Raw genomic sequence first — 19150 nt, 5'->3', positions numbered from 1 at the left:
AGTTGACATTAGAAAATTACAGCGAGTTGCCAAGCATCATTCCGGTGCTTAAAGAAAAAGAATTAATTTATCCGTTTATGATAATTCCTATATTTTTGGAAGATAAAAACGATATTATTGCCGTTCAAAAAGCAATTAACGACCATTCCTTACTTTTTGTTTCCATAAACGACGAAGTCGGAACATACGGAACAATAGGAACAATAATCAGAAAAGTAACACTTCCGGAAGGCAGGGTGAAAATTTTATTTCAAGGGCTTGCAAGGGGTAAAATACTTGAAATCACTGACAAAAACCCTACCCTGGCTTTAATTGATAAAGTGGAATCCCATACAAAAGCGGATCAAAAAGAGATTAGCGCACTTCTTGAAACGTTAAAAGAGCATATAATTACCTTAAGCGAATTAAGTCCGTTTTTTCCAAAAGATTTTATAAAAATTATTGATAATAATTCAGATGCTGACAGAATTATTGACATAATAGCAAGTTCATTGAAACTGCCCGTTGAAAAAGGATATGAGCTTTTTAAAGAAACAGATACACATGAAAGACTGATTAAACTTATACACTTTATTTTGGAAGAGATCGAAGCCATTAAACTCAAAAACGAGCTTTCAAAAAAAGTAATGGAACAAGTCCAGGAAGCAAACAGAGAACATCTTCTTAAACAGCAGTTAAAACTTATTCAACAAGAGCTTGGAATCACAAACGAGCTTGAAGAAGAAATCAAAGAATATTATGAAAAATTAGAAGAGCTCAAACCTCATATGCCGGAAAATGCATACAAAGAAATCAAAAAGCAAATAGACAGACTCTCAAGAATGCATCCAGACAGCGCAGAAGCCACTACTACACAAAACTATATAGAATGGGCACTTGAGATACCTTTTGGAAAATACGCAAAAGAAGAGTTCAGCATAGATGAACTCCAACAAAGACTTGACAAAGACCATTACGGACTTAAAAAACCAAAAGAGAGAATCGTTGAATATTTTGCGGCAAAAGAACTTGCTAAAAAAAGAAACCAGGAATTCAGCGGTGCGATACTTTGTTTTGTAGGACCTCCGGGTGTCGGAAAGACATCCCTTGCAAATTCCATTGCAAAATCACTCGACAGAAAACTAGTAAGAATCGCTCTTGGCGGACTTGAAGACGTAAATGAATTAAGAGGTCACAGAAGAACATATATCGGTGCGATGCCGGGACGCATAGCACAGGGAATAATAAACGCAAAAGAGATGAACCCTGTAATGGTTCTTGATGAAATAGACAAAATTGCAAGATACAGAGGCGACCCGACTGCTGTTTTACTTGAAATACTCGACCCTGAACAAAATAAAGAATTCAGGGATTTATATCTGAATTTTGACCTTGATTTAAGCAAAGTGCTATTTATAGCAACGGCAAACGACCCAAGCACCATTCCCGCACCTCTTAAAGACAGAATGGAAATGATATTTGTCGGAAGCTATACGCCTCAGGAAAAATTTGAAATTGCAAAAAGATATTTGATCCCACAGGAAATGAAAAAACACTCTCTTAAAAAAAGTGAAGTTTCCATTTCCGACAAAGCTTTAATTGAAATAATAGACAAATACACAAAAGAAGCGGGGGTTAGAAATTTAAGAAGAGTAATAGCTAAAATAATGAGAAAAGCCGCCCTTGAAATTATAAAAGGTAAAGAAAAAGTAAGAATCAGCATTAAAAACCTTGAAGATTTTCTTGAAAAAGGTTATTACGGAATTGAAAGCATAGAAAAAAAAGATAAAATCGGCGTAGTAAACGGCCTTGCATGGACACCTGTAGGAGGTGACGTGCTAAAAGTCGAAGCCGTAAAATACAGAGGCAGAGGTCAGGTTATATTAACCGGACAGCTAGGTGACGTTATGAAAGAGAGTGCACACATTGCCTACACATTAATTAAAGTTCTTATTGACACTAAAAAGATAAATATTAAAGAGCGTTCAAAAGAACCTGTATACGCAAAATACAATGTTCACATACACGTCCCTGAAGGCGCTATACCAAAAGACGGACCGAGTGCAGGTATTACGATGGCTACGGCAATAGCAAGCCTTTTCAGCGAAAGAAAAGTAAAAGCCGATGTAGCAATGACCGGTGAAATTACTTTAAGCGGAGACGTGTTACCGATAGGCGGATTAAAAGAAAAATTAATTGCGGCATATAAAGCAAAAATTAAAAAAGTTCTTATCCCTCAGAAAAATTACGAAAGAGATTTGGACGATATACCTGAAGAAGTAATTAAAGGTTTGGAAATAATTCCTGTTAAAAGAATAGAAGATGTATTAAATCACGCATTAATTTAATGAAAGTTAAAAATGAAAAAATTATTTATTATTTTCTTTCCTTTTTTTCTTTTTGCTTCGGTAAATGAAGAAATAATAAAGTTTTACAAAAAGCACTACCCGAGCATTGAAATTTTTTCCATTAAAACCAACAAACCTTTTCCGAAGCATTATAAAAAAATAGATTTCAAACTGGCCAATTACAAACTCCCCTCTTCCACTCTTATAATTGACGGCAAATATTATTTTTACACCATTAATGCAAAAATAAAGGTGTTTATAGCTCAAAAAGTAATCCGAGTAAATGAATTAATTAAACCCAATGTAATAGAAAAATCAATAAATTTCAGAAGTTTTTATTCCAAACCATTAACCAACATCCCCGATAATTTAATAGCTTCCAAAATCATTTCAAAAAATGCCGTTATTAATGAATCCAACACCAAAATAAAGCCGTTGATATTAAAAGGAGAAAGCGTCAGTGTGATTTTTAAAGATGAAAACATAGAAATTTATTCAAAAGGCACGGCTTTAAACGATGCGAATATAAATGAGATGATTAAAGTAAAAATTAATTCGAAAACATACACAGGCAAAGTAAATGAAAACGCTGAAGTGATTATTAAATAAAAGAAAGGAAGAAATGAAAATATTAGTATGTATAAGCGGTGCAAGCGGCGTAAAATTGGGACTTAAACTTTATAATCTGATTCCTGCCGAATATGAGAGGTTTTTGGTGTTAAGCGAAAATGCAAAAATAGTTTTTGAAAAAGAAGAAAAAATTTTTATTAACGATGACATATCCGCACCGCCTGCGAGCGGAAGCTTTGGTATTGACGTTACATTTATTGTGCCCTGCAGTATGAATACGCTTGCCAAAATAGCTTTGGGTATTGCGGACAATTTAATAACAAGAAGCGCCCAGGTGGCGATTAAAGAGAAAAAAAAGCTGATAATTGCCCCGAGGGAAATGCCTTTTAGTGAAATTTACTTAGAACATATGTTAAAATTATCAAAACTGCAAAATGTTATAATTGCACCCCCGGTATTCGGGTATTATAATGAACCGAAAAACATAGAAGAGATTGAAATGTTTTTAATCGGAAAATGGTTTGATTTAGCCGGAATTGAAAACAATCTTTTTAAAAGGTGGACATAGTGTATACAAAAGCCATATATCCCGGAACTTTTGATCCCGTAACAAACGGACATCTGGACATAATAAAAAGAGCTTGTAAAATGTTTGATAAAATAATTGTAGCGGTAGCAGACAATAAAGACAAAAAAACGATGTTCAGTCTTGAAAAAAGAGTTGAATTTATGAAAAAAGCAACAAAAGACCTTCCAAAAATCGAAGTAGAAAGTTTCAATTCTCTGCTTGTTGATTTTGCGAGGGAAAAAGAGTGCAAAATAATAATAAGAGGTTTAAGGGCTGTCAGTGATTTTGAATACGAACTTCAGATGGGGTATGCGAATAAAAGTTTAGACAGCGAAATAGATACCATTTATCTGATGCCAAATCTTGAAAATGCTTTTATATCTTCAAGTGTTGTAAGAAGTATTTTAAAATACAAAGGCAATGTATCTCATTTGGTGCCGGAAACAATAATTAAGGATTTATAATGTATATTGCGATTGAAGGAATAGACACGGCCGGAAAATCAACCCAGATTGAACTGCTAAAAAAGGAATTTAACGATATTTTGTTTATTAAAGAGCCGGGTTTTACGGATTTCGGGCAGAAAATAAGAAACATAATTTTTAATGACGATATTTCAAAAAAAGCGGAACTTTTTTTATTCCTTGCAGACAGGGCCGAAACAATAGAAAAAGTTGTAAAGCCAAACCTTAATAAAAATATTTTGACCGACAGAAGCGTTGTAAGCGGCATTGCATATGCTATGGAATTTTTTGATTTCAATATGCTGGTAAATTTAAACAAATTTGCTACTGAGAGTATATTTCCGGAATATGTGATCATTTTAAAACTCGATAAAGCAACCCTAAATTACAGACTTTCACAAAAATCAAACGACAATATCGAAAAAAGAGGAATTGATTATCTTTTAAACATTCAAGACAATATGATCGAAGTATGCAACAGGCTTGAAATACCTTATCTGCTGCTTGACGCTTCAAATTCTATTGAAGAAATTAATTTCAGAATCAAAAAGGTGATCGGTGAGTATATGGAAATTGATTAAAAAAGATTTTGCAGCCGTTAAAGACAGAGACCCTGCGTTTAAAAACAAAATAGAGCTGTTATACGCATATCCAGGAATATGGGCACTTGTTAATTACAGAATTGCAAACAAAATTTACAAAGCCGGCTTTAAAAGAACAGCAAGATTTATAATGTCAATTAATCAGTTTATTACCAATATGGATATACACCCAGGCGCTACGATAGGCGAAAATGTATTCATAGATCACGGCATAGGTGTGGTAATAGGTGAAACCGCAATAATAGGCAATAACGTAACGATTTACCAGGGCGTAACTCTTGGCGGGGTTAGCCTAAATCCCGGCAAAAGACACCCGACCATAGAAGATGACGTTACGATAGGTGCAGGTGCAAAAATACTCGGAAACATTACAATCGGAAAAGGCAGTAAAATCGGTGCGAATTCAGTAGTTGTAAAAGACGTTCCTCCATATTCCACCGTTGTTGGTATTCCGGGAAAAGTAATTAAAAGGAAAGATTATTCACCTCTTGGCCATGATAAACTGCCTGATATTGAAAAAGAACTTTTTGAATATTTAATGGATAGAATCAAAGTATTGGAAGATGCGGTAATAAACAATGACAAAAACATAATAGAAAAAGACGAGGAAATAGAGAAAAAATATAGAGATTATTTGGAAGCTTTAAAAAATAGATAACTTTAAAATTTATTTTGTTCTACATTTTTAAGCATTTTATCCGCCATTTCATCTACTTCTTCAGCAACAACATCCACATCACTCACTAAACTTTCCATTTCTTGAGTTTTTCTATTAACTTCTTCTATTTTAGAAGTCGCATTTGAAATTGAATCAGTTTGTTTGATTATTGCCTCACCAATATTTGTAATAGACTGAGTAAGTATATTAATATTGGCATCAATTTCACTTAATGATTTTTGCGTTTTTTCTGCAAGTTTTCTTACTTCATCTGCAACAACCGCAAAACCTCTTCCATGTTCTCCTGCACGAGCTGCTTCAATAGCTGCATTTAATGCCAATAAATTTGTCTGATCTGCTATTTCCTGGATAATACCAACTACATTTTTAATATCATGAGATTGATCGACTACGGCTTTTGTTTGATTTGAAATATCAATTATTTCATTATTTAAATGTTGCATAACATTTGATAAATTTGCAAGTTCTTCTGAAGAAGTTTTAGCCACTTCTTTAAGTAAATTCATTTTTTCTTTTAACTCATTTGATTTAAGAGTTAATAACTCACCATTTTCTTTATTGATGTTTAAAATTTCTGCAATAGTATCTATTACGCTATTTACTGCTACTTCAACTTTACCTATTGCATTTTGTATTCTCTTTGTAAAATCTTTATGCATAGCACTATCTAAAACATTAACTGTTTTATTAATATCAACTCCCACAATTTTTTCTAATGCGTCTTGCATTTCATTAAACAATACTCTTACTTTTTCTAATTCTGGATTTGCTGCAGTTTCAAATACTCTTCCTTCTAAAACTCCTCTTTTCATTTTTTCAACTTCTCTAACCAAACCATTAATCATATTAGCATCTTGAATAAGATTTTCTTCGATTTTTGAAATATTTTCATTAATCAATTTGGCCATAACACCTAACTCATCATTGCTTTCAATTTCAATTTTTTTAGCTTCTTGCGTTTTTCTATTTAAGAAATTGAAAAATTCTAATAATCCATTTTTAAGCGTTTCTACAGAATCAACTAAGTTTTTAGAAATAGAAATACCTAAAAATAAAACAAAAATCACTATTACCAACGTTAAAACACTTATTATTACAATAAATTGATAAGTGCTTTTAATTACAGAATTTATGTCGTTTATAAGTTCTTTTCCTATTCTGTCAGCTAATTGTTTAAATTTATTTATACGTTCTGTCGAAATTTTTATCCATTCTGAAACAGTAATTTTATTTATATGTTTGCTATTACTTAAAACTTTGAATGCATTAATAGCAGGTGAATCGTTTACTTTTACAATTTTATCAAGCTCTTTTATGCTCATTCCTTCATTATATGCTTCTACAACTTTTGGAAGCCCGTTATGATATTTTGTAAACACATCATAAATTTTTTGAAGTTGCTCTTTTTCTTCATCTGAAATATTAAGCTTTTTGTATTCATTGATTTCATTTATTAATTGATCGTAAAATTTGTTTACTTTTGCTTCATATTTTTCTTTTCCTCTTAATACATAGTTTTTAAAATTATGTATCAAACCTCCGTAACCAACAATATCTTTCATTTTAGAAATTATTGAAAGCTTTAAAGGTATTAACTGGAACTCTTTTCTGATTTTATTAACTTTTTGTGTTAAATAATCAGTTTCTTTTGATACATCAGATAATTCATCAAGAAGATTTTGCTGGTTCACTATTGTAGAATTCCATGCAGTCAATATATTTTGATTTAAATCTCCCGTGCTTAACATATATGCAATATAAGCTCTTTCTTTACCTGCATTTTCTGTTAGTTGTAAAATTTTAAAAAATTTATTCAGTTCATCACTTAATTTTTCATTTACATAATATTTTGTAACTTCATCTTTTGTTTCAAGCATTTTTTTATTTATATCTGAATAATATTTAATTTCATCCAAAACATTAATTTTTAAATCGTCAACCTGCTTTCTTATTATCGGAAGTTTGTTTACAAGCATAAAAGCTTCTTGATAATTTTTATTTATATGTTTATCAAGTTTTTTTAAATTAATTTTGTTAATAAACTCTTTTAATTTTTTAATTTTCTTATCTGTTAAAAGTCTTTGTGATTGAAGCTCAGATTTAAACTTTTTACCATTATTGGCAATATAAGCAGTGCTTAAACCTCTTTCTTTTTGAAGCTCAACCAAAGCATCGGACATATAATTAACAGTTAAGTTCACTATTTTTTGATATGTTTTTTGTGTATTTAAAATAGAAAATTGCGAATATATTAAATAGCTCGCAAATAAAATCATAAAAACTAATGGCACACCTACAGCAATAAGTAATTTCTTTTTGATACTCAAATTTTTAAACATAAACTTACCCTTTTTTGATTAAAATATTATCATAAAAAAAATATTTTTTAATCTAATTGTAAATTCTTTCTATGATATCTCTGAACAACATCTGGATCAGGATGAAGAGATACTTTAGCTTCTTTTTTTCCTTCATAAGGAATTTGTGAAAGCACATATCTTATACTTTCAAGTCTAGCTGTTTTTTTATCATTTGAATTAACAATAATCCAAGGAGAATAACTCGTATGAGTTCTGCTAAACATCTCTTCTTTGTAATAAGTAATTTGATCCCACATTTCCTGAGCTTTTTTATCCACAGGGGAAAGCTTCCATTGTTTAAGTGGGTTTTTCATTCTCTCTTCAAATCTTTTTCTTTGTGTTTCTTTAGAAATACTAAACCAAAATTTAATCATTATAATTCCGTCATCAATTAATGCATGTTCTATTTCCGGAACTTCCATCATAAATTTTTCATATTGTTCTGGTGTGCAAAAACCAAATACCGGTTCAACAATTGCCCTGTTATACCAGCTTCTGTCAAAAAAAACTATTTCTCCCGGATCAGGCAGATGTTTAAAATACCTTTGAAAATAAAACTGACCCGTTTCTACTTCTGTGGGTTTTGGAAGTGCAACAACTCTATATTTTCTAGGATTAAGATGTTCGGTAAACCTTTTAATAGCCCCACCTTTTCCAGCAGCATCTCTACCTTCGTAAATAATCATTACTCTTTTTTTATTTTCAAATACCCAGTTTTGAAGCTTAATAAGTTCAATTTGAAGTCTAATTAACTCTTCTTCATATTCTACATCCCTTAAAACTTTCCTAAGTTTCTTTTTCCTAACCAAACCTTTTAATCCCGTTTTAGTCCGCAACTTTCTAAACGCATCTTCCAAAAAATCAAGCTTTTTTATTAATTCTTCGTTATTAATTTCATTTTTTAATTCTTTAATTGTTTCAAACAATGTTTTCATTTAATTCCTTTGTATTATTCTTATAAATAAATCGGCAATTTTTAAAAAATATTATATAATTATGATAAAAATATAAGGGATAATTATGTTTAGTAAAAGAATAGAAAAATTATCACCCTCTTTAACAATCGCAATTTCTCAAAAAGCAAGAGATCTTAAAGCAGCGGGTAGAGACATTTTAGCATTTAGTGCTGGTGAGCCGGACTTTGATACTCCTAAAATCATTAAAGAAGAAGCAATTAAAGCAATTAACGAAGGTTTTACTAAATATACCGCAGTTGCTGGAATTCCTGAAGTTTTGGAAGCTATTAGAATAAAATTAAAAAGAGATAATAATTTAGACTATTCAAAAGACGAAATAATTGTAAGTAATGGTGCGAAACAATCACTATTTAATATCATGGCTTGTTTAATAGAAGAAGGTGATGAAGTAATAATTCCTGCGCCTTATTGGGTAACATATCCGGAACTTGTAAAATATCATGACGGAAAACCGGTTGCTATTGAAACAACTGAAGAGACTAATTTTAAATTAACTCCTGATATGCTTAAAAAATATATAACATCAAAAACAAAAATGATTATTCTTACTAGTCCAAGCAATCCAACTGGCGCTGTTTATTCAAAAGAAGAATTGACAGCCCTTGCCGAAGTTTTGAAAGACACAAACATATGGGTTGTAAGTGACGAAATGTATGAAAAACTGATTTACGAAGGTGAATTTTGTGCCACTGCAAGTATTAATGATGATATGCTTCAAAGAACTATAACTGTAAATGGACTTAGCAAATCACACGCAATGACTGGATGGAGATTTGGATATCTCGCAAGCAAAAACAAAGAACTTATTAAAGCAATGATTAAGTTGCAATCTCAAATGACTTCAAACATTAATTCTATCACTCAAAAAGCAGCAATTCCTGCTCTTCTTGGAAAAGCTGATGCGGACGTAGAAATGATGAGAAAAGAATTTAAAAAAAGAAGAGACTATGTATATGAGGCATTTAACAACATTCCGGGTCTCAGTGCGGCAAAACCGCAAGGTGCTTTTTATATTTATGTAAATCATAAAAACATTATGGCTGAATCAATGGCATTTGCTTTAACATTACTTGAAGAAAAAGGTGTAGCTGTTGTTCCGGGTATTGGTTTTGGAAGTGAAGGATATTTCAGATTCTCTTTTGCTACAGATCTTGAAACGATAAAAGAAGGAATTAAAAGAATAGAAGAATTTGTAAAAGGTCTTAAATGATCAAACACGTTGTAATTTTCAAAACAAAAGAAAACGCTCCACTTGAAACATTTAAAGAAAAAATTGAAAATTTAAAAAATAAAATTCCTGAAATTAAACATATAGAAGTTGGCTTGGATATTAACTTTGATCCAACTTCTTCCGATTTTTGTGTAATAACGGAAGTTAAAAATTTAAATGACTTAGAAATATACGCAAATCATCCAGACCATTTGGATGTAATTGCGTTTATCAAACCATATATTATTGAAAGGAAAGTGGTAGACTTTAAGGTATAAATAATGCTAATTAAATTAAGAAAAAAAGGCGTAGCAGTATCATCACCAATACTAGTATTATTGTTACTGATATTGGGTATTACCTTATTCAACGGGTATTTACTTACAAAATCTTTAAAAACTTCTATTTATAAAGATGCGTTTTTAGTGAATAAACTAGGACAAATAAGAGGTTCTATCCAAAGATATGCAAAACTTAAACTTGAAAACATTTCAGCTGACTCCGTCAAAGCCCAAATAGAAAATGATTTTAATATAATTGATGAATTATCAAAAAAAGGATATTTTCCTAAAGAAAAACAATCTCATTTTTTATATTTATATAATAGAGTTAAAACTTCATGGAATCAATTAAAAAATGAAGATAGCCACGATGCAATACTCATATTAAGTGAAGAATGCTGGGATGAAGCTGATAAGCTTACAAACTTTGCGGCACAGGTATCTGAATATAAAAATAATAAACTTCTTAAAAAAGTATCAGTTATTACTCTTATTACCGCTATTTTAATTTTATCTATAATATTTTTTGTTTATTTTATGATAAAAAAAGGTCTAGAAAAAGAAAAAATCGTTGATCCTCTTACAAAATTATACAATAGACGCCATTTTATTGAAAACTTTAATTATTTCATTGATTTATATGAAAGATACAAAAGACCCTTTTCCATTATATTTTTAGACATTGATAATTTCAAAAAAATAAATGATACTTACGGACATCAAAAAGGTGATGAGATACTTGTCAATTTGTCAAGACATATTATGCATATGTTAAGAAATACTGACCTTGCTTTTAGATACGGAGGAGAAGAAATTGTAATTTTATTACCTGAAACGGAACTTTACGAAGCATTTCAAATTGCCGAAAGACTTAGACAAAGTATTAAGAAAAAAATACAAATAAAATCCAAACCTGTAACTGTAAGTATGGGTGTTGGAACATATCAAGGTGAAGGATTGTTTTCATTTATAGAAAGAGTTGATGAAGCAGTATATAGAGCAAAAAGAACAGGTAAAGATAAAGTTATTGTTTCTCAGTAAGTTTTTTCTGCTTTTTTAAATCAAAAAATACATATATACTTGCTATAACAATAACACCGCCAAAAAGTATCAAACTTCCATAAACAACCTCTTTATGTGCATCCTCTCCTGCTCCGAAAATATATCCTATCATCAACATAAACCCGACCCATATAAGATTAGCGGCGTATGTTAAAGGAATAAACCAACGAAGAGGCATATGTGAAAGTCCTGCAGGTATTGATATATACTGGCCAAGCCCGGGTGTCAGCGGCGCTAAGAATGCAGATATTTTTCCATGTCTTGCCCAAAAAATATTTACTTTTTCAATTATAGGCTTATCTTTCAAAAGTCTGTTTACCAGATATTTTGCCAGGAAATAATTAATCAATGCACCCGTCAATGATCCTAAAGAACCCGCAATCCATAACATTAGCAAGTTTTTTTCACCTACCGCTGCCAAATAACCAGCCGGCAGTAAAACAAGTTCACTGGGAACAGGTATAAAAGTTCCAACTAAAAGCATGTAAAAATAGACACCTAAATAACCAATTGAATTACAAAAATCAACTAAAAAATGCACTGCTTCATTAAACATATTCACCTCATATTTCTACGATTACCGGCACATGATCCGAAGGTGTTGGCTTTCTTTTTCTTCTTATTGAGGTTAAAATTTCAACGTTTTTTACCTCTTTTGCCAATTGAGGTGATAAAAACACATAATCAAGCCTCATTCCTTCATTTTTATAAACTTTTGCACCTCTGTAATCGTAAAATGTATAAACTCTTTCGTTTTTATGGAATTCTCTTATAATATCTATAAATCCCATACTTAAAATATTGTTAATCATAGCCTTTTCTTCCGGAAGAAAAGTAACTTCGCCCTCCCAAATTTCAGGGTCCCATACATCCAAATCGCTGTAAGCTACGTTCATATCCCCGCATAATACAACTTTATCATTCTTCATATCAAATTGCTTTAAAAACTCAAAAAGCTTGTTATAAAAATAGATTTTATATTCAAATCTTTCACCATAATTATCACCTAAAGGAACATATACGTTTATGATATGTATATCGTCAATTAATGAATAAATAAATCTCGCTTCCTCAAGTTCACCTTCAAAACCTTTTTGGTATTTTTCAATAGGAAGCTTAGAACATATAGCAACGCCGTTTAATTTTTTTTGTCCGTGAATTACACACTCAAATTCATCATCTATTTTAGGAAACTTTTCTTCTTCAACCTTAATTTCCTGCATGCATAATATGTCAATTTCATACTCTTTCACTAAACTTTGAACAATTTCGAGCCTGCTTCTTATTGAATTTACATTAAAAGTGCATATTCTCAACTTTCAATTCTCCATTTTTCATTTTCCATTACTAAAGTCCCATTTTTCCGGGATTCAGTATTCCGTTGGGATCAAATGCCTGTTTTATTTTTCTAAATAAATTTAGTTCCGCTTCGCTAAAAGCCAGCTTCATAAAAGGTGCTTTACTAATACCTATGCCATGCTCACCGCTAAGCGTTCCTCCAAGGTCAACTACAAGTTTAAAGATCTCTTCTACCGCTTCATATCCCCTTTTCAACTCATCCTCATTATTTCCGTCCACCATTACGTTTACGTGAATGTTTCCATCCCCGGCATGGCCAAAACAAGGTGCCAATACATTGTATTTTTCCGCAATGGCATAAATTCCGTTAAGAGCTTCCGGAAGTTTACTTCTTGGAACGGATATGTCTTCGTTTATTTTTTTACTTCCATACATAGTAATGGAAGGCGATGCGTTTCTTCTCGCATACCAGATTTCATTTGCCTCTTCTTCATTTTTAGCGATTCTAAATTCTTTTGCTCCCTCTTCTTTAAAACTACGCTCAAGTATTGAAAGTTGGTAATCAATCTCTTCTTCCACGTTTCCGTCAACATCACCTACAAGCAAAGCACCTGCCCAATCAGGCAGATTAACGCCCAGTTTTTCCCTCAGAGCCTTTACCACAAGAGCGTCCATAAATTCCATTGCAACAGGCATAGCGCCGCCGGCCAGTGATTTATAAACCGCATTCATTGCCTGCTCTACGTTTTCAAAGATACCCATATATGTTTTTTTAAGTTTCGGTTTTGGAAGAAGTTTTAATGTTATTTCTGTAATAACCGCAAGCGTCCCTTCACTTGCTATCAATATACCCGCCACATTGTATCCGGCCACATCCTTAATAGTTCTTTTTCCGGCTCTTATAATGTCCCCATTTGGCAATACAGCTTTGAGACTCATTACGTAATCTTTTGTAAGTCCGTATTTCGCGGCTCTCATCCCACCTGCGTTTTCACTTACATTCCCGCCGATTGTAGAATAATCCATACTTGCAGGATCAGGCGGATAGAAAAGTCCTTTTGCTTCAACAGCCTTTTGCAAATCAGCGTTAATTACACCCGGCTGCACTACGGCCACCATGTCTTTTTCGTCTATTTCAAGAATTTTATTCATATATTTTTCAAGCGCAAGAACAATTCCCCCGTTTACCGGAAGAGCCCCGCCCGTAAATCCGCTTCCGGCGCCTCTTGGGACTATTGCTATTTTATTGTCGTTGCAGTATTTTAATACTTTACTCACCTCTTCTTCGTCAGCCGGAAACACAACCGCATCAGGCTCGTAATGTTCTTTTGTCGCATCGTATGAGTATGCTCTTAAATGCGGTTTATCAATTTTGACGTCTTCTTCACCTACTATTTTTTTCAAAGCCTCTATATGTTTTAAATCTATCATTTTATTCCTTTATAAGACTTTTATAATATGCAATCATATTTTTGCCATTTATATCGAATTTAGGATATGTTGTAAAGAATATCTCTTTGAATTTTTGAGTATTTTTACCATATTTTTTAATTGCGTAAAAACTATCCGCATCGACTTCATACACTTTATCAAGCACAAACACATATCTTCCTATATCCATTTTTTTGGCAAAATTAATAAATTCATTTTTTGTCGGAATATCTTCTAAAAAATTGGCAAAAATATCCGGACTGATAATAACTGCGTTTTTGAATTTATCCTTTATTTTAAGATACAGATATTGATTAGGGGCTATTATCATTATCCTGTTATAATTTTTTGCCAGAAGAATTTTGTCACCCTTTTTAGGAAGCACGACAGGCAGGGCAAAAGCTTGATTTTTTAAATTATCATAAACTTCAAGTTTCGCTTTTTTCCCAAAAGTTATGGCTTTCGCGCAAATTATTTTTTTATTTTCATAAGGGCATAACACTACACCGCTTACGCCTTTTTTTACATATTTATCCAATGTAACTACATCACCATTAATGCCTGTTATTGTAACTTCGTATCCATTTAACAAAACTGCTGCTAAAACCAAAAACAACCATCTCATATGCTTACCTCTTTTTTGATACAATTATATCAAAAAGGAAATTAATGAAATATGATATTTTGGTAATTGGTAGCGGAATTGCAGGAATGATGGCCGCAATCGAAGCAAAAGAACTTGGCAGTAACATCGCCATAGTTACCAAAAAATCCCCAATGGCAAATAATTCTTTTATGGCAAAGGGCGGTATTAACGCCGCTCTTAACAACATGGAAGACGGGGATTCGATAGAACACCATATTCAGGATACTTTAAAAGGCGGGGTCGGAATTGCGGATGAAGAAGCAGTCAGAATATTCTGCGAACAGGCCCCTCAGGTGGTAAGGGAACTTCACAGACGATTTAAAGTCCCTTTTAACACCCTTCCAAACGGAAAACTTGCACAAAGACCTTTTGGCGGAACGAAATTTAAAAGAACCGTTTACGCAGCGGACGCAACGGGTCCGGCAATTATGAAAGCTTTAAACAAAGCGCTTAAAGATTTGGGAATAGATGTAATAAAAAATCATTTAGCAATAAATCTGTTGGTTAAAGACGGCAAAATCGCTGGCGTTACATTTTTGGATGAAAAAACGAATGAACTTAATACAATTCAGGCAAAAGCCGTAATCGTTGCTACCGGTGGATATGCTGGACTTTACAAAGGTTATACTACAAACGTAAACGACGCTACGGGGGATGGGGTTGCTATGGGACTCAGAGCTGGTTTAGAGGGTATGGATATGGAATTTATTCAGTTTCACCCAACAGGGCTTGAAGGCAGCAACTATTTAATAAGCGAAGCCGCAAGGGGAGAAGGCGGAAAACTTATAAACAGCGACGGGAAAGAATTCGTTGATGAACTCAATACCAGGGATTTCGTAACACGCGCAATAGTCAAACAGCTTCAAAGAGGCAAAAAAGTGTATCTTGACTTAACAGATATCCCGGAAGAGATTATAAACACAAAACTTATCAACCTTAAAAAAAGGGTTAAATCCCTAAAAGGCATAGATATAGCAAAAGACCCTATCCCGATTACGCCTCTTGCACATTACACCATGGGAGGTATCAAAACCGATACATACTGCTTTACAGACATCGAAGGACTTTTTTATGCCGGAGAAGCCGGAAACAACGGCGTAAACGGGGCAAACAGACTCGGCGGGAATTCTCTTAGCGAAGGTGCGGTGTTCGGTAAAATAGCCGGGTATCAGGCGGTAAAATATTCACACAGACAAAAAACCTTCGTTGATATTCCAAACGAACAGATTGAAAAAGACAAAGAACTTTTAAACAGACTAAATAGCACAAAAATAGACACAAAAGAATTAAAACACAAACTCGGTGATCTGCTCTTTAACAAAGTGGGAATAATAAGAAACGGCTACCAGCTTAAAAAAGCAATCGAAACATTAAACGATATGAAAAACAATCTCGAAAGCGAAAAAGATTCTTCAATACAGGAAAAAATAGAACTGATAAACGGAATAGACATAGCAACTGCAATAGCAAAAGCAGCGCTTGAGAGGGAAGAAAGCAGAGGAGCTCATTTTAGACTTGATTTCCCGGAAAGCGACCACGCGTTTTTAAAACACACTTATACAAAACTTTAAAAAGCGGGAATTCCGACTTTCTCCGCTATCAAATCCTCAATTGATTTGGGCTTTGAGAGAAAATACCCCTGAGCCAAATCAATTCTGTAAAATTTCAACAATTCAAACACTTCTTTATTTTCGACAAATTCCGCAACCGTTTTTAATTCAAGTTCGCTTCCGAGCCTTGAAATAATTTTGACAATTTTTTTCATATATTCATCATTTTCAATGTTTTTAATTAAACTTCCATCTATTTTAAGTATTTTAAGAACTCCCTCTTTTACCAGGTCCACTACCGTTTTTAAAGACGAATAACCGGTTCCAAAATCATCAACGGCAAACTCAATATTATATTTTTTATGTATATTTACGACTAAATCTAAATTCTCTACAAACTTTTGTTCCGTCAATTCCAATATTATCCCTATATTGATTTCATTTAATAATTTTTTTAATTTTTTCATATATTCTTCGTTAAGCAGTGATTGAAAACTTATATTTATAAAAATTTTATCGCTTACCTGTTTAATCAGTTTTTCTTTTTCCATTATTTTGTCCAAAATGAGCATATCAAAATGTTCAATCAAATTCATTTCATATATTTTATCTATAAAAATACCGGCTGGAATTAATTTATTGTTATCTAAAATTCGACCCAGCACTTCCAATGTATAAATTGATTCGTCCTTAACATTAAAAATAGGTTGAAAAACGATATCAACCATTTTTTCTCTTAGTTTTTCTATAATGAATTTTTCATTGTATTTTTCATTTATAATATCAAGCGCAAAAGATTTATCAGTAATTAAAGAAATCCTTTCTTTATCTTTTTTTGCCTGTTTTTTTATTGAATTTAACACTTTAATAAATTCATAATCTTTGTAATCAGAATATTTTTCAACATAAAAAGAGGCAATGGTATAAGTTAGTTCAATTTCAACATTATCAACTTTTACTGGTTCTTGAGTGAAGTTCATAAGTTTTTCTATATACTCAAGAAACTCTTCTTTGTTAAATTTCAGATTCAATAAATAAAAATCACTCGTATTTCCTCTAATAAACAAAACCCTGTCCTGGTCTTTTCTGCAGTATTCCAACATTTTTTGAGCAAGTATATTTTTTGCGGTAGTAACGGTGTTTTCACCATATATTGCATTTAGACCTTTTAATCCCTTTAAGTCTATCATCGATATATACATATCGTTTTCTTTTTGCAAAAGTTCCACTAGTCTGAAAAAGTTATTTTCAAGATCGGAATACGTAACAAAATATAGCTCGGTAATTAACTGCGAAAATTTAAAAATCTGTTCTTTTAAATCTTTAAAAATAAGATAGGCTTCTGAATATTTGCCTTTTATATAAAACAGATAAAAAGAATTGGCTATTTTATGTATAAGTTTATGCAAATCATCAAGATACATACATAAATTTTTATCAATGCAAACCATCAAAGATTCGGGATAAAATAGTATTTCGTTAAATTTACACTCATTGGCGTTCATTATTGGGAATTTTGATATATCATCTTCTTGTATGCTGTCGATTATTTTATCTACCCAATGAACATGCAAATTAAACATCAGATATTTTTTAAAAGGCGAATTCATAATTTTTCTTAATTCGTAAATATCTTTCTTAAGATATACTTTTGCCGTTAAATCTGCAAACTTCTGAAAATAAAGTGTAAATTCAAATATTGTTTCTTTTTCTATTCCTTCATCGTTAAGATATTTAATAATTAAGCTTTTAAGTTTATTTAAACTTCTATAAATTATAGTATATGGGATTTTTAAATCTTTATAAAAATCCCAGCATACACTCTCATCAAGCTCATTTATTTTAAAATCTTTTAAGTATTTTAAAATCAAACTTTCCTGAATATCAAGCAATCGCTTTAATTCTTCCTTATTATCCACAAACTCGAAAATCGTTTCATCATTTTCTATATCTTTTCTCAAAACATCAATTATGTAAGGAATATACTTGTTTATAGTGCTTAAATAATCCATCTTTTATCCTATATTGAAGAGTTTTTTTCCTGAACCATATCATCGAGCTGTTGATACATAGTTTTCGTATCTTTTTCAGCGTTTTTAAAGTCTCCTAAAGAGTCCAACATACTGCTTTTCATGGCTTTTTTCATATTGTCTTCAAAGTCTTTTTGTGACTGCCCAATTTTTCCGTAAGATTCTGTATGTTCAAAAGCGTCTTTACCGCTGGTTGAGTGCCATTTTTCAAAACTATGCACACCTACGTCTTCATGGTATATGCTTTTTCCAATTATTTTTTCTCTATAATTTTTAATTTTAAATAGCAAATTGTTTATTTTCTGCTGTAAAGCCGTTAAAGCGTTTGCCAAAGATTCGAATTCATTAAACATTTTTATGTCTATTTCGTATAACTTATCAAACCCTTCTTTAAACTCACCCATAAAGTTTTCCATAAGTCCTATAATATGATCAAGTTTATCACCCTCTTCTGTCATATTAGAGCTGTTTTGTTTTAAAACGTTTATGGTAACTTCTACCTCGTTTGTAGCTTTTTGAGTCCTTTCGGCAAGTTTTCTAACTTCATCCGCAACCACCGCAAATCCTCTTCCGGCTTCCCCGGCTCTTGCCGCTTCTATTGCGGCATTCAGTGCTAAAAGATTGGTTTGATCTGCTATATCTTTTATCAGATTAATGACGCTGCTTATACTTTCGACGCTTTCGTTTAAATTAATAATATTTTCTTTTGCAGTAGCGGCAAAAGAGAGTAATGCCTGAATTTCTTCCATAAATTTATCAAAAACATCTTTAAGTTCAGCTATTTCACCTTTTACTTCTTTATTGGCATTTACCATTCTTCTTATTTGAGTTATGTTTTCGTCTGCGTTTTCTGCAATTTCTGTAACATTGCTTTCACTATGTTCAATCATTGAAAAAGCAAGGTTTAATTTATCTTTATCTTTTGACTGCATATTTAATTGTTGTTTTAATGATTGGTTTTCTTTTAAGAGTTCGTTAATTTCATTTTCGAGTTCATCAACTTTTTTTAATAAGTCTTGATTTTCTTTTTCTAATGAAGCGATTTTCTGTGTAGCTTTTTTTGAAGTAAACATGTCAACACCTTTCATTAAGTA

General features: G+C 32.1%; 16 protein-coding genes and 3 pseudogenes. 10 read left to right on the top strand and 9 right to left on the bottom strand.

Features of this window, described 5'->3' with window-relative positions; all coding sequences use genetic code 11:
* The first annotated feature begins 2 nt into the window (after positions 1-2).
* The 6 genes and pseudogenes from lon to cysE all read left to right on the top strand — a co-directional run bounded on the left by lon (position 3) and on the right by cysE (position 5189).
* Complete coding sequence (gene lon, locus ACYQ19_RS00525; protein ID WP_459977293.1) at positions 3-2327, top strand: endopeptidase La; 2325 nt, start codon at positions 3-5, stop codon at positions 2325-2327.
* Positions 2328-2339: 12 nt separating this feature from the next.
* The gene (gene flgA / locus ACYQ19_RS00520) at positions 2340-2936 is read left to right on the top strand and encodes a flagellar basal body P-ring formation chaperone FlgA (RefSeq protein ID WP_459977291.1); all 597 of its coding nucleotides are present in this window, start codon (positions 2340-2342) and stop codon (positions 2934-2936) included.
* A gap of 10 nt (positions 2937-2946) precedes the next feature.
* A pseudogene (locus ACYQ19_RS00515) lies at positions 2947-3465 on the top strand (UbiX family flavin prenyltransferase); the annotation flags it as partial.
* On the top strand, positions 3465-3929 hold the full coding sequence (gene coaD / locus ACYQ19_RS00510; protein WP_459977288.1) for a pantetheine-phosphate adenylyltransferase: 465 nt from the start codon (positions 3465-3467) through the stop codon (positions 3927-3929). The pseudogene ACYQ19_RS00515 and the gene coaD, both read left to right, overlap by 1 nt.
* Complete coding sequence (gene tmk / locus ACYQ19_RS00505; RefSeq protein WP_459977287.1) at positions 3929-4510, top strand: dTMP kinase; 582 nt, start codon at positions 3929-3931, stop codon at positions 4508-4510. The genes coaD and tmk overlap by 1 nt, the downstream gene beginning before the upstream one ends.
* Complete coding sequence (gene cysE / locus ACYQ19_RS00500) at positions 4488-5189, top strand: serine O-acetyltransferase (RefSeq protein WP_459977285.1); 702 nt, start codon at positions 4488-4490, stop codon at positions 5187-5189. Before tmk ends, cysE begins: the two co-directional genes overlap by 23 nt.
* Positions 5190-5191: 2 nt before the next feature.
* Here cysE and ACYQ19_RS00495 read toward each other — a convergent pair.
* The 3 genes and pseudogenes from ACYQ19_RS00495 to ppk2 all read right to left on the bottom strand — a co-directional run.
* Positions 5192-5602 (bottom strand): annotated as a pseudogene (locus tag ACYQ19_RS00495) (methyl-accepting chemotaxis protein); the annotation flags it as partial.
* A gap of 1266 nt (positions 5603-6868) precedes the next feature.
* A pseudogene (locus ACYQ19_RS00490) lies at positions 6869-7390 on the bottom strand (nitrate- and nitrite sensing domain-containing protein); the annotation flags it as partial.
* 206 nt (positions 7391-7596) lie between these two features.
* Positions 7597-8505 carry a polyphosphate kinase 2 gene (ppk2, locus tag ACYQ19_RS00485; protein WP_459977283.1) on the bottom strand — a complete coding sequence of 303 codons (909 nt, stop codon included), beginning with the start codon at positions 8503-8505 and terminating at the stop codon, positions 7597-7599.
* 85 nt (positions 8506-8590) lie between these two features.
* On the opposite strand from ppk2, the gene ACYQ19_RS00480 reads away from it, so the two are divergent.
* From ACYQ19_RS00480 to ACYQ19_RS00470, 3 genes are read left to right on the top strand one after another with little or no spacing between them, the layout of a single operon-like run.
* The gene (locus tag ACYQ19_RS00480) at positions 8591-9757 is read left to right on the top strand and encodes a pyridoxal phosphate-dependent aminotransferase (protein WP_459977281.1); all 1167 of its coding nucleotides are present in this window, start codon (positions 8591-8593) and stop codon (positions 9755-9757) included.
* Positions 9754-10035, top strand: a complete 282-nt coding sequence (locus ACYQ19_RS00475) for a Dabb family protein (protein WP_459977279.1) — start codon at positions 9754-9756, stop codon at positions 10033-10035. The genes ACYQ19_RS00480 and ACYQ19_RS00475 overlap by 4 nt, the downstream gene beginning before the upstream one ends.
* Positions 10036-10038: 3 nt before the next feature.
* Positions 10039-11079, top strand: coding sequence for a GGDEF domain-containing protein (locus ACYQ19_RS00470; protein WP_459977277.1), 1041 nt, complete (start codon positions 10039-10041; stop codon positions 11077-11079).
* Here the strand turns inward: ACYQ19_RS00470 and ACYQ19_RS00465 are convergent.
* The 4 genes from ACYQ19_RS00465 to ACYQ19_RS00450 are packed head-to-tail and all read right to left on the bottom strand — an operon-like array spanning position 11063 to position 14455.
* Positions 11063-11656 carry a DedA family protein gene (locus ACYQ19_RS00465; protein WP_459977275.1) on the bottom strand — a complete coding sequence of 198 codons (594 nt, stop codon included), beginning with the start codon at positions 11654-11656 and terminating at the stop codon, positions 11063-11065. The genes ACYQ19_RS00470 and ACYQ19_RS00465 overlap by 17 nt on opposite strands.
* 7 nt (positions 11657-11663) lie before the next feature.
* Entirely contained in the window at positions 11664-12416 is a 753-nt protein-coding gene (xth, locus tag ACYQ19_RS00460) for an exodeoxyribonuclease III (RefSeq protein ID WP_459977273.1), read from the bottom strand.
* Positions 12417-12447: 31 nt separating this feature from the next.
* Positions 12448-13830 (bottom strand): FAD-binding oxidoreductase, encoded by a 1383-nt coding sequence (locus ACYQ19_RS00455; RefSeq protein ID WP_459977272.1) that lies wholly within the window; start codon positions 13828-13830, stop codon positions 12448-12450.
* A gap of 1 nt (position 13831) precedes the next feature.
* Positions 13832-14455 carry a plasminogen-binding N-terminal domain-containing protein gene (locus tag ACYQ19_RS00450; RefSeq protein WP_459977270.1) on the bottom strand — a complete coding sequence of 208 codons (624 nt, stop codon included), beginning with the start codon at positions 14453-14455 and terminating at the stop codon, positions 13832-13834.
* A gap of 44 nt (positions 14456-14499) precedes the next feature.
* On the opposite strand from ACYQ19_RS00450, the gene ACYQ19_RS00445 reads away from it, so the two are divergent.
* Positions 14500-16047, top strand: a complete 1548-nt coding sequence (locus ACYQ19_RS00445; RefSeq protein ID WP_459977268.1) for an L-aspartate oxidase — start codon at positions 14500-14502, stop codon at positions 16045-16047.
* Here the strand turns inward: ACYQ19_RS00445 and ACYQ19_RS00440 are convergent.
* On the bottom strand, positions 16044-18038 hold the full coding sequence (locus tag ACYQ19_RS00440; RefSeq protein ID WP_459977267.1) for an EAL domain-containing protein: 1995 nt from the start codon (positions 18036-18038) through the stop codon (positions 16044-16046). The two genes, ACYQ19_RS00445 and ACYQ19_RS00440, sit on opposite strands and share 4 nt — an antisense overlap.
* Positions 18039-18046: 8 nt before the next feature.
* Entirely contained in the window at positions 18047-18805 is a 759-nt protein-coding gene (locus tag ACYQ19_RS00435; RefSeq protein ID WP_459978225.1) for a methyl-accepting chemotaxis protein, read from the bottom strand.
* Between the last annotated feature and the right edge of the window lie 345 nt (positions 18806-19150).

This window comes from Nautilia lithotrophica (assembly GCF_054656815.1).
This window is presented reverse-complemented; position numbering and strand designations above follow the sequence as displayed.

Coding starts and splice junctions, on each gene's coding strand:
- ACYQ19_RS00465 (WP_459977275.1), bottom strand. CDS start 11,656: ATGTTTAATGAAGCAGTGCATTTTTTAGTTGATTTTTGTAATTCAATT.
- ACYQ19_RS00475 (WP_459977279.1), top strand. CDS start 9,754: ATGATCAAACACGTTGTAATTTTCAAAACAAAAGAAAACGCTCCACTT.
- ACYQ19_RS00440 (WP_459977267.1), bottom strand. CDS start 18,038: ATGGATTATTTAAGCACTATAAACAAGTATATTCCTTACATAATTGAT.
- ACYQ19_RS00450 (WP_459977270.1), bottom strand. CDS start 14,455: ATGAGATGGTTGTTTTTGGTTTTAGCAGCAGTTTTGTTAAATGGATAC.
- ACYQ19_RS00480 (WP_459977281.1), top strand. CDS start 8,591: ATGTTTAGTAAAAGAATAGAAAAATTATCACCCTCTTTAACAATCGCA.
- flgA (WP_459977291.1), top strand. CDS start 2,340: ATGAAAAAATTATTTATTATTTTCTTTCCTTTTTTTCTTTTTGCTTCG.
- ACYQ19_RS00455 (WP_459977272.1), bottom strand. CDS start 13,830: ATGATAGATTTAAAACATATAGAGGCTTTGAAAAAAATAGTAGGTGAA.
- ppk2 (WP_459977283.1), bottom strand. CDS start 8,505: ATGAAAACATTGTTTGAAACAATTAAAGAATTAAAAAATGAAATTAAT.
- tmk (WP_459977287.1), top strand. CDS start 3,929: ATGTATATTGCGATTGAAGGAATAGACACGGCCGGAAAATCAACCCAG.
- ACYQ19_RS00445 (WP_459977268.1), top strand. CDS start 14,500: ATGAAATATGATATTTTGGTAATTGGTAGCGGAATTGCAGGAATGATG.
- ACYQ19_RS00470 (WP_459977277.1), top strand. CDS start 10,039: ATGCTAATTAAATTAAGAAAAAAAGGCGTAGCAGTATCATCACCAATA.
- ACYQ19_RS00435 (WP_459978225.1), bottom strand. CDS start 18,805: ATGGAAGAAATTCAGGCATTACTCTCTTTTGCCGCTACTGCAAAAGAA.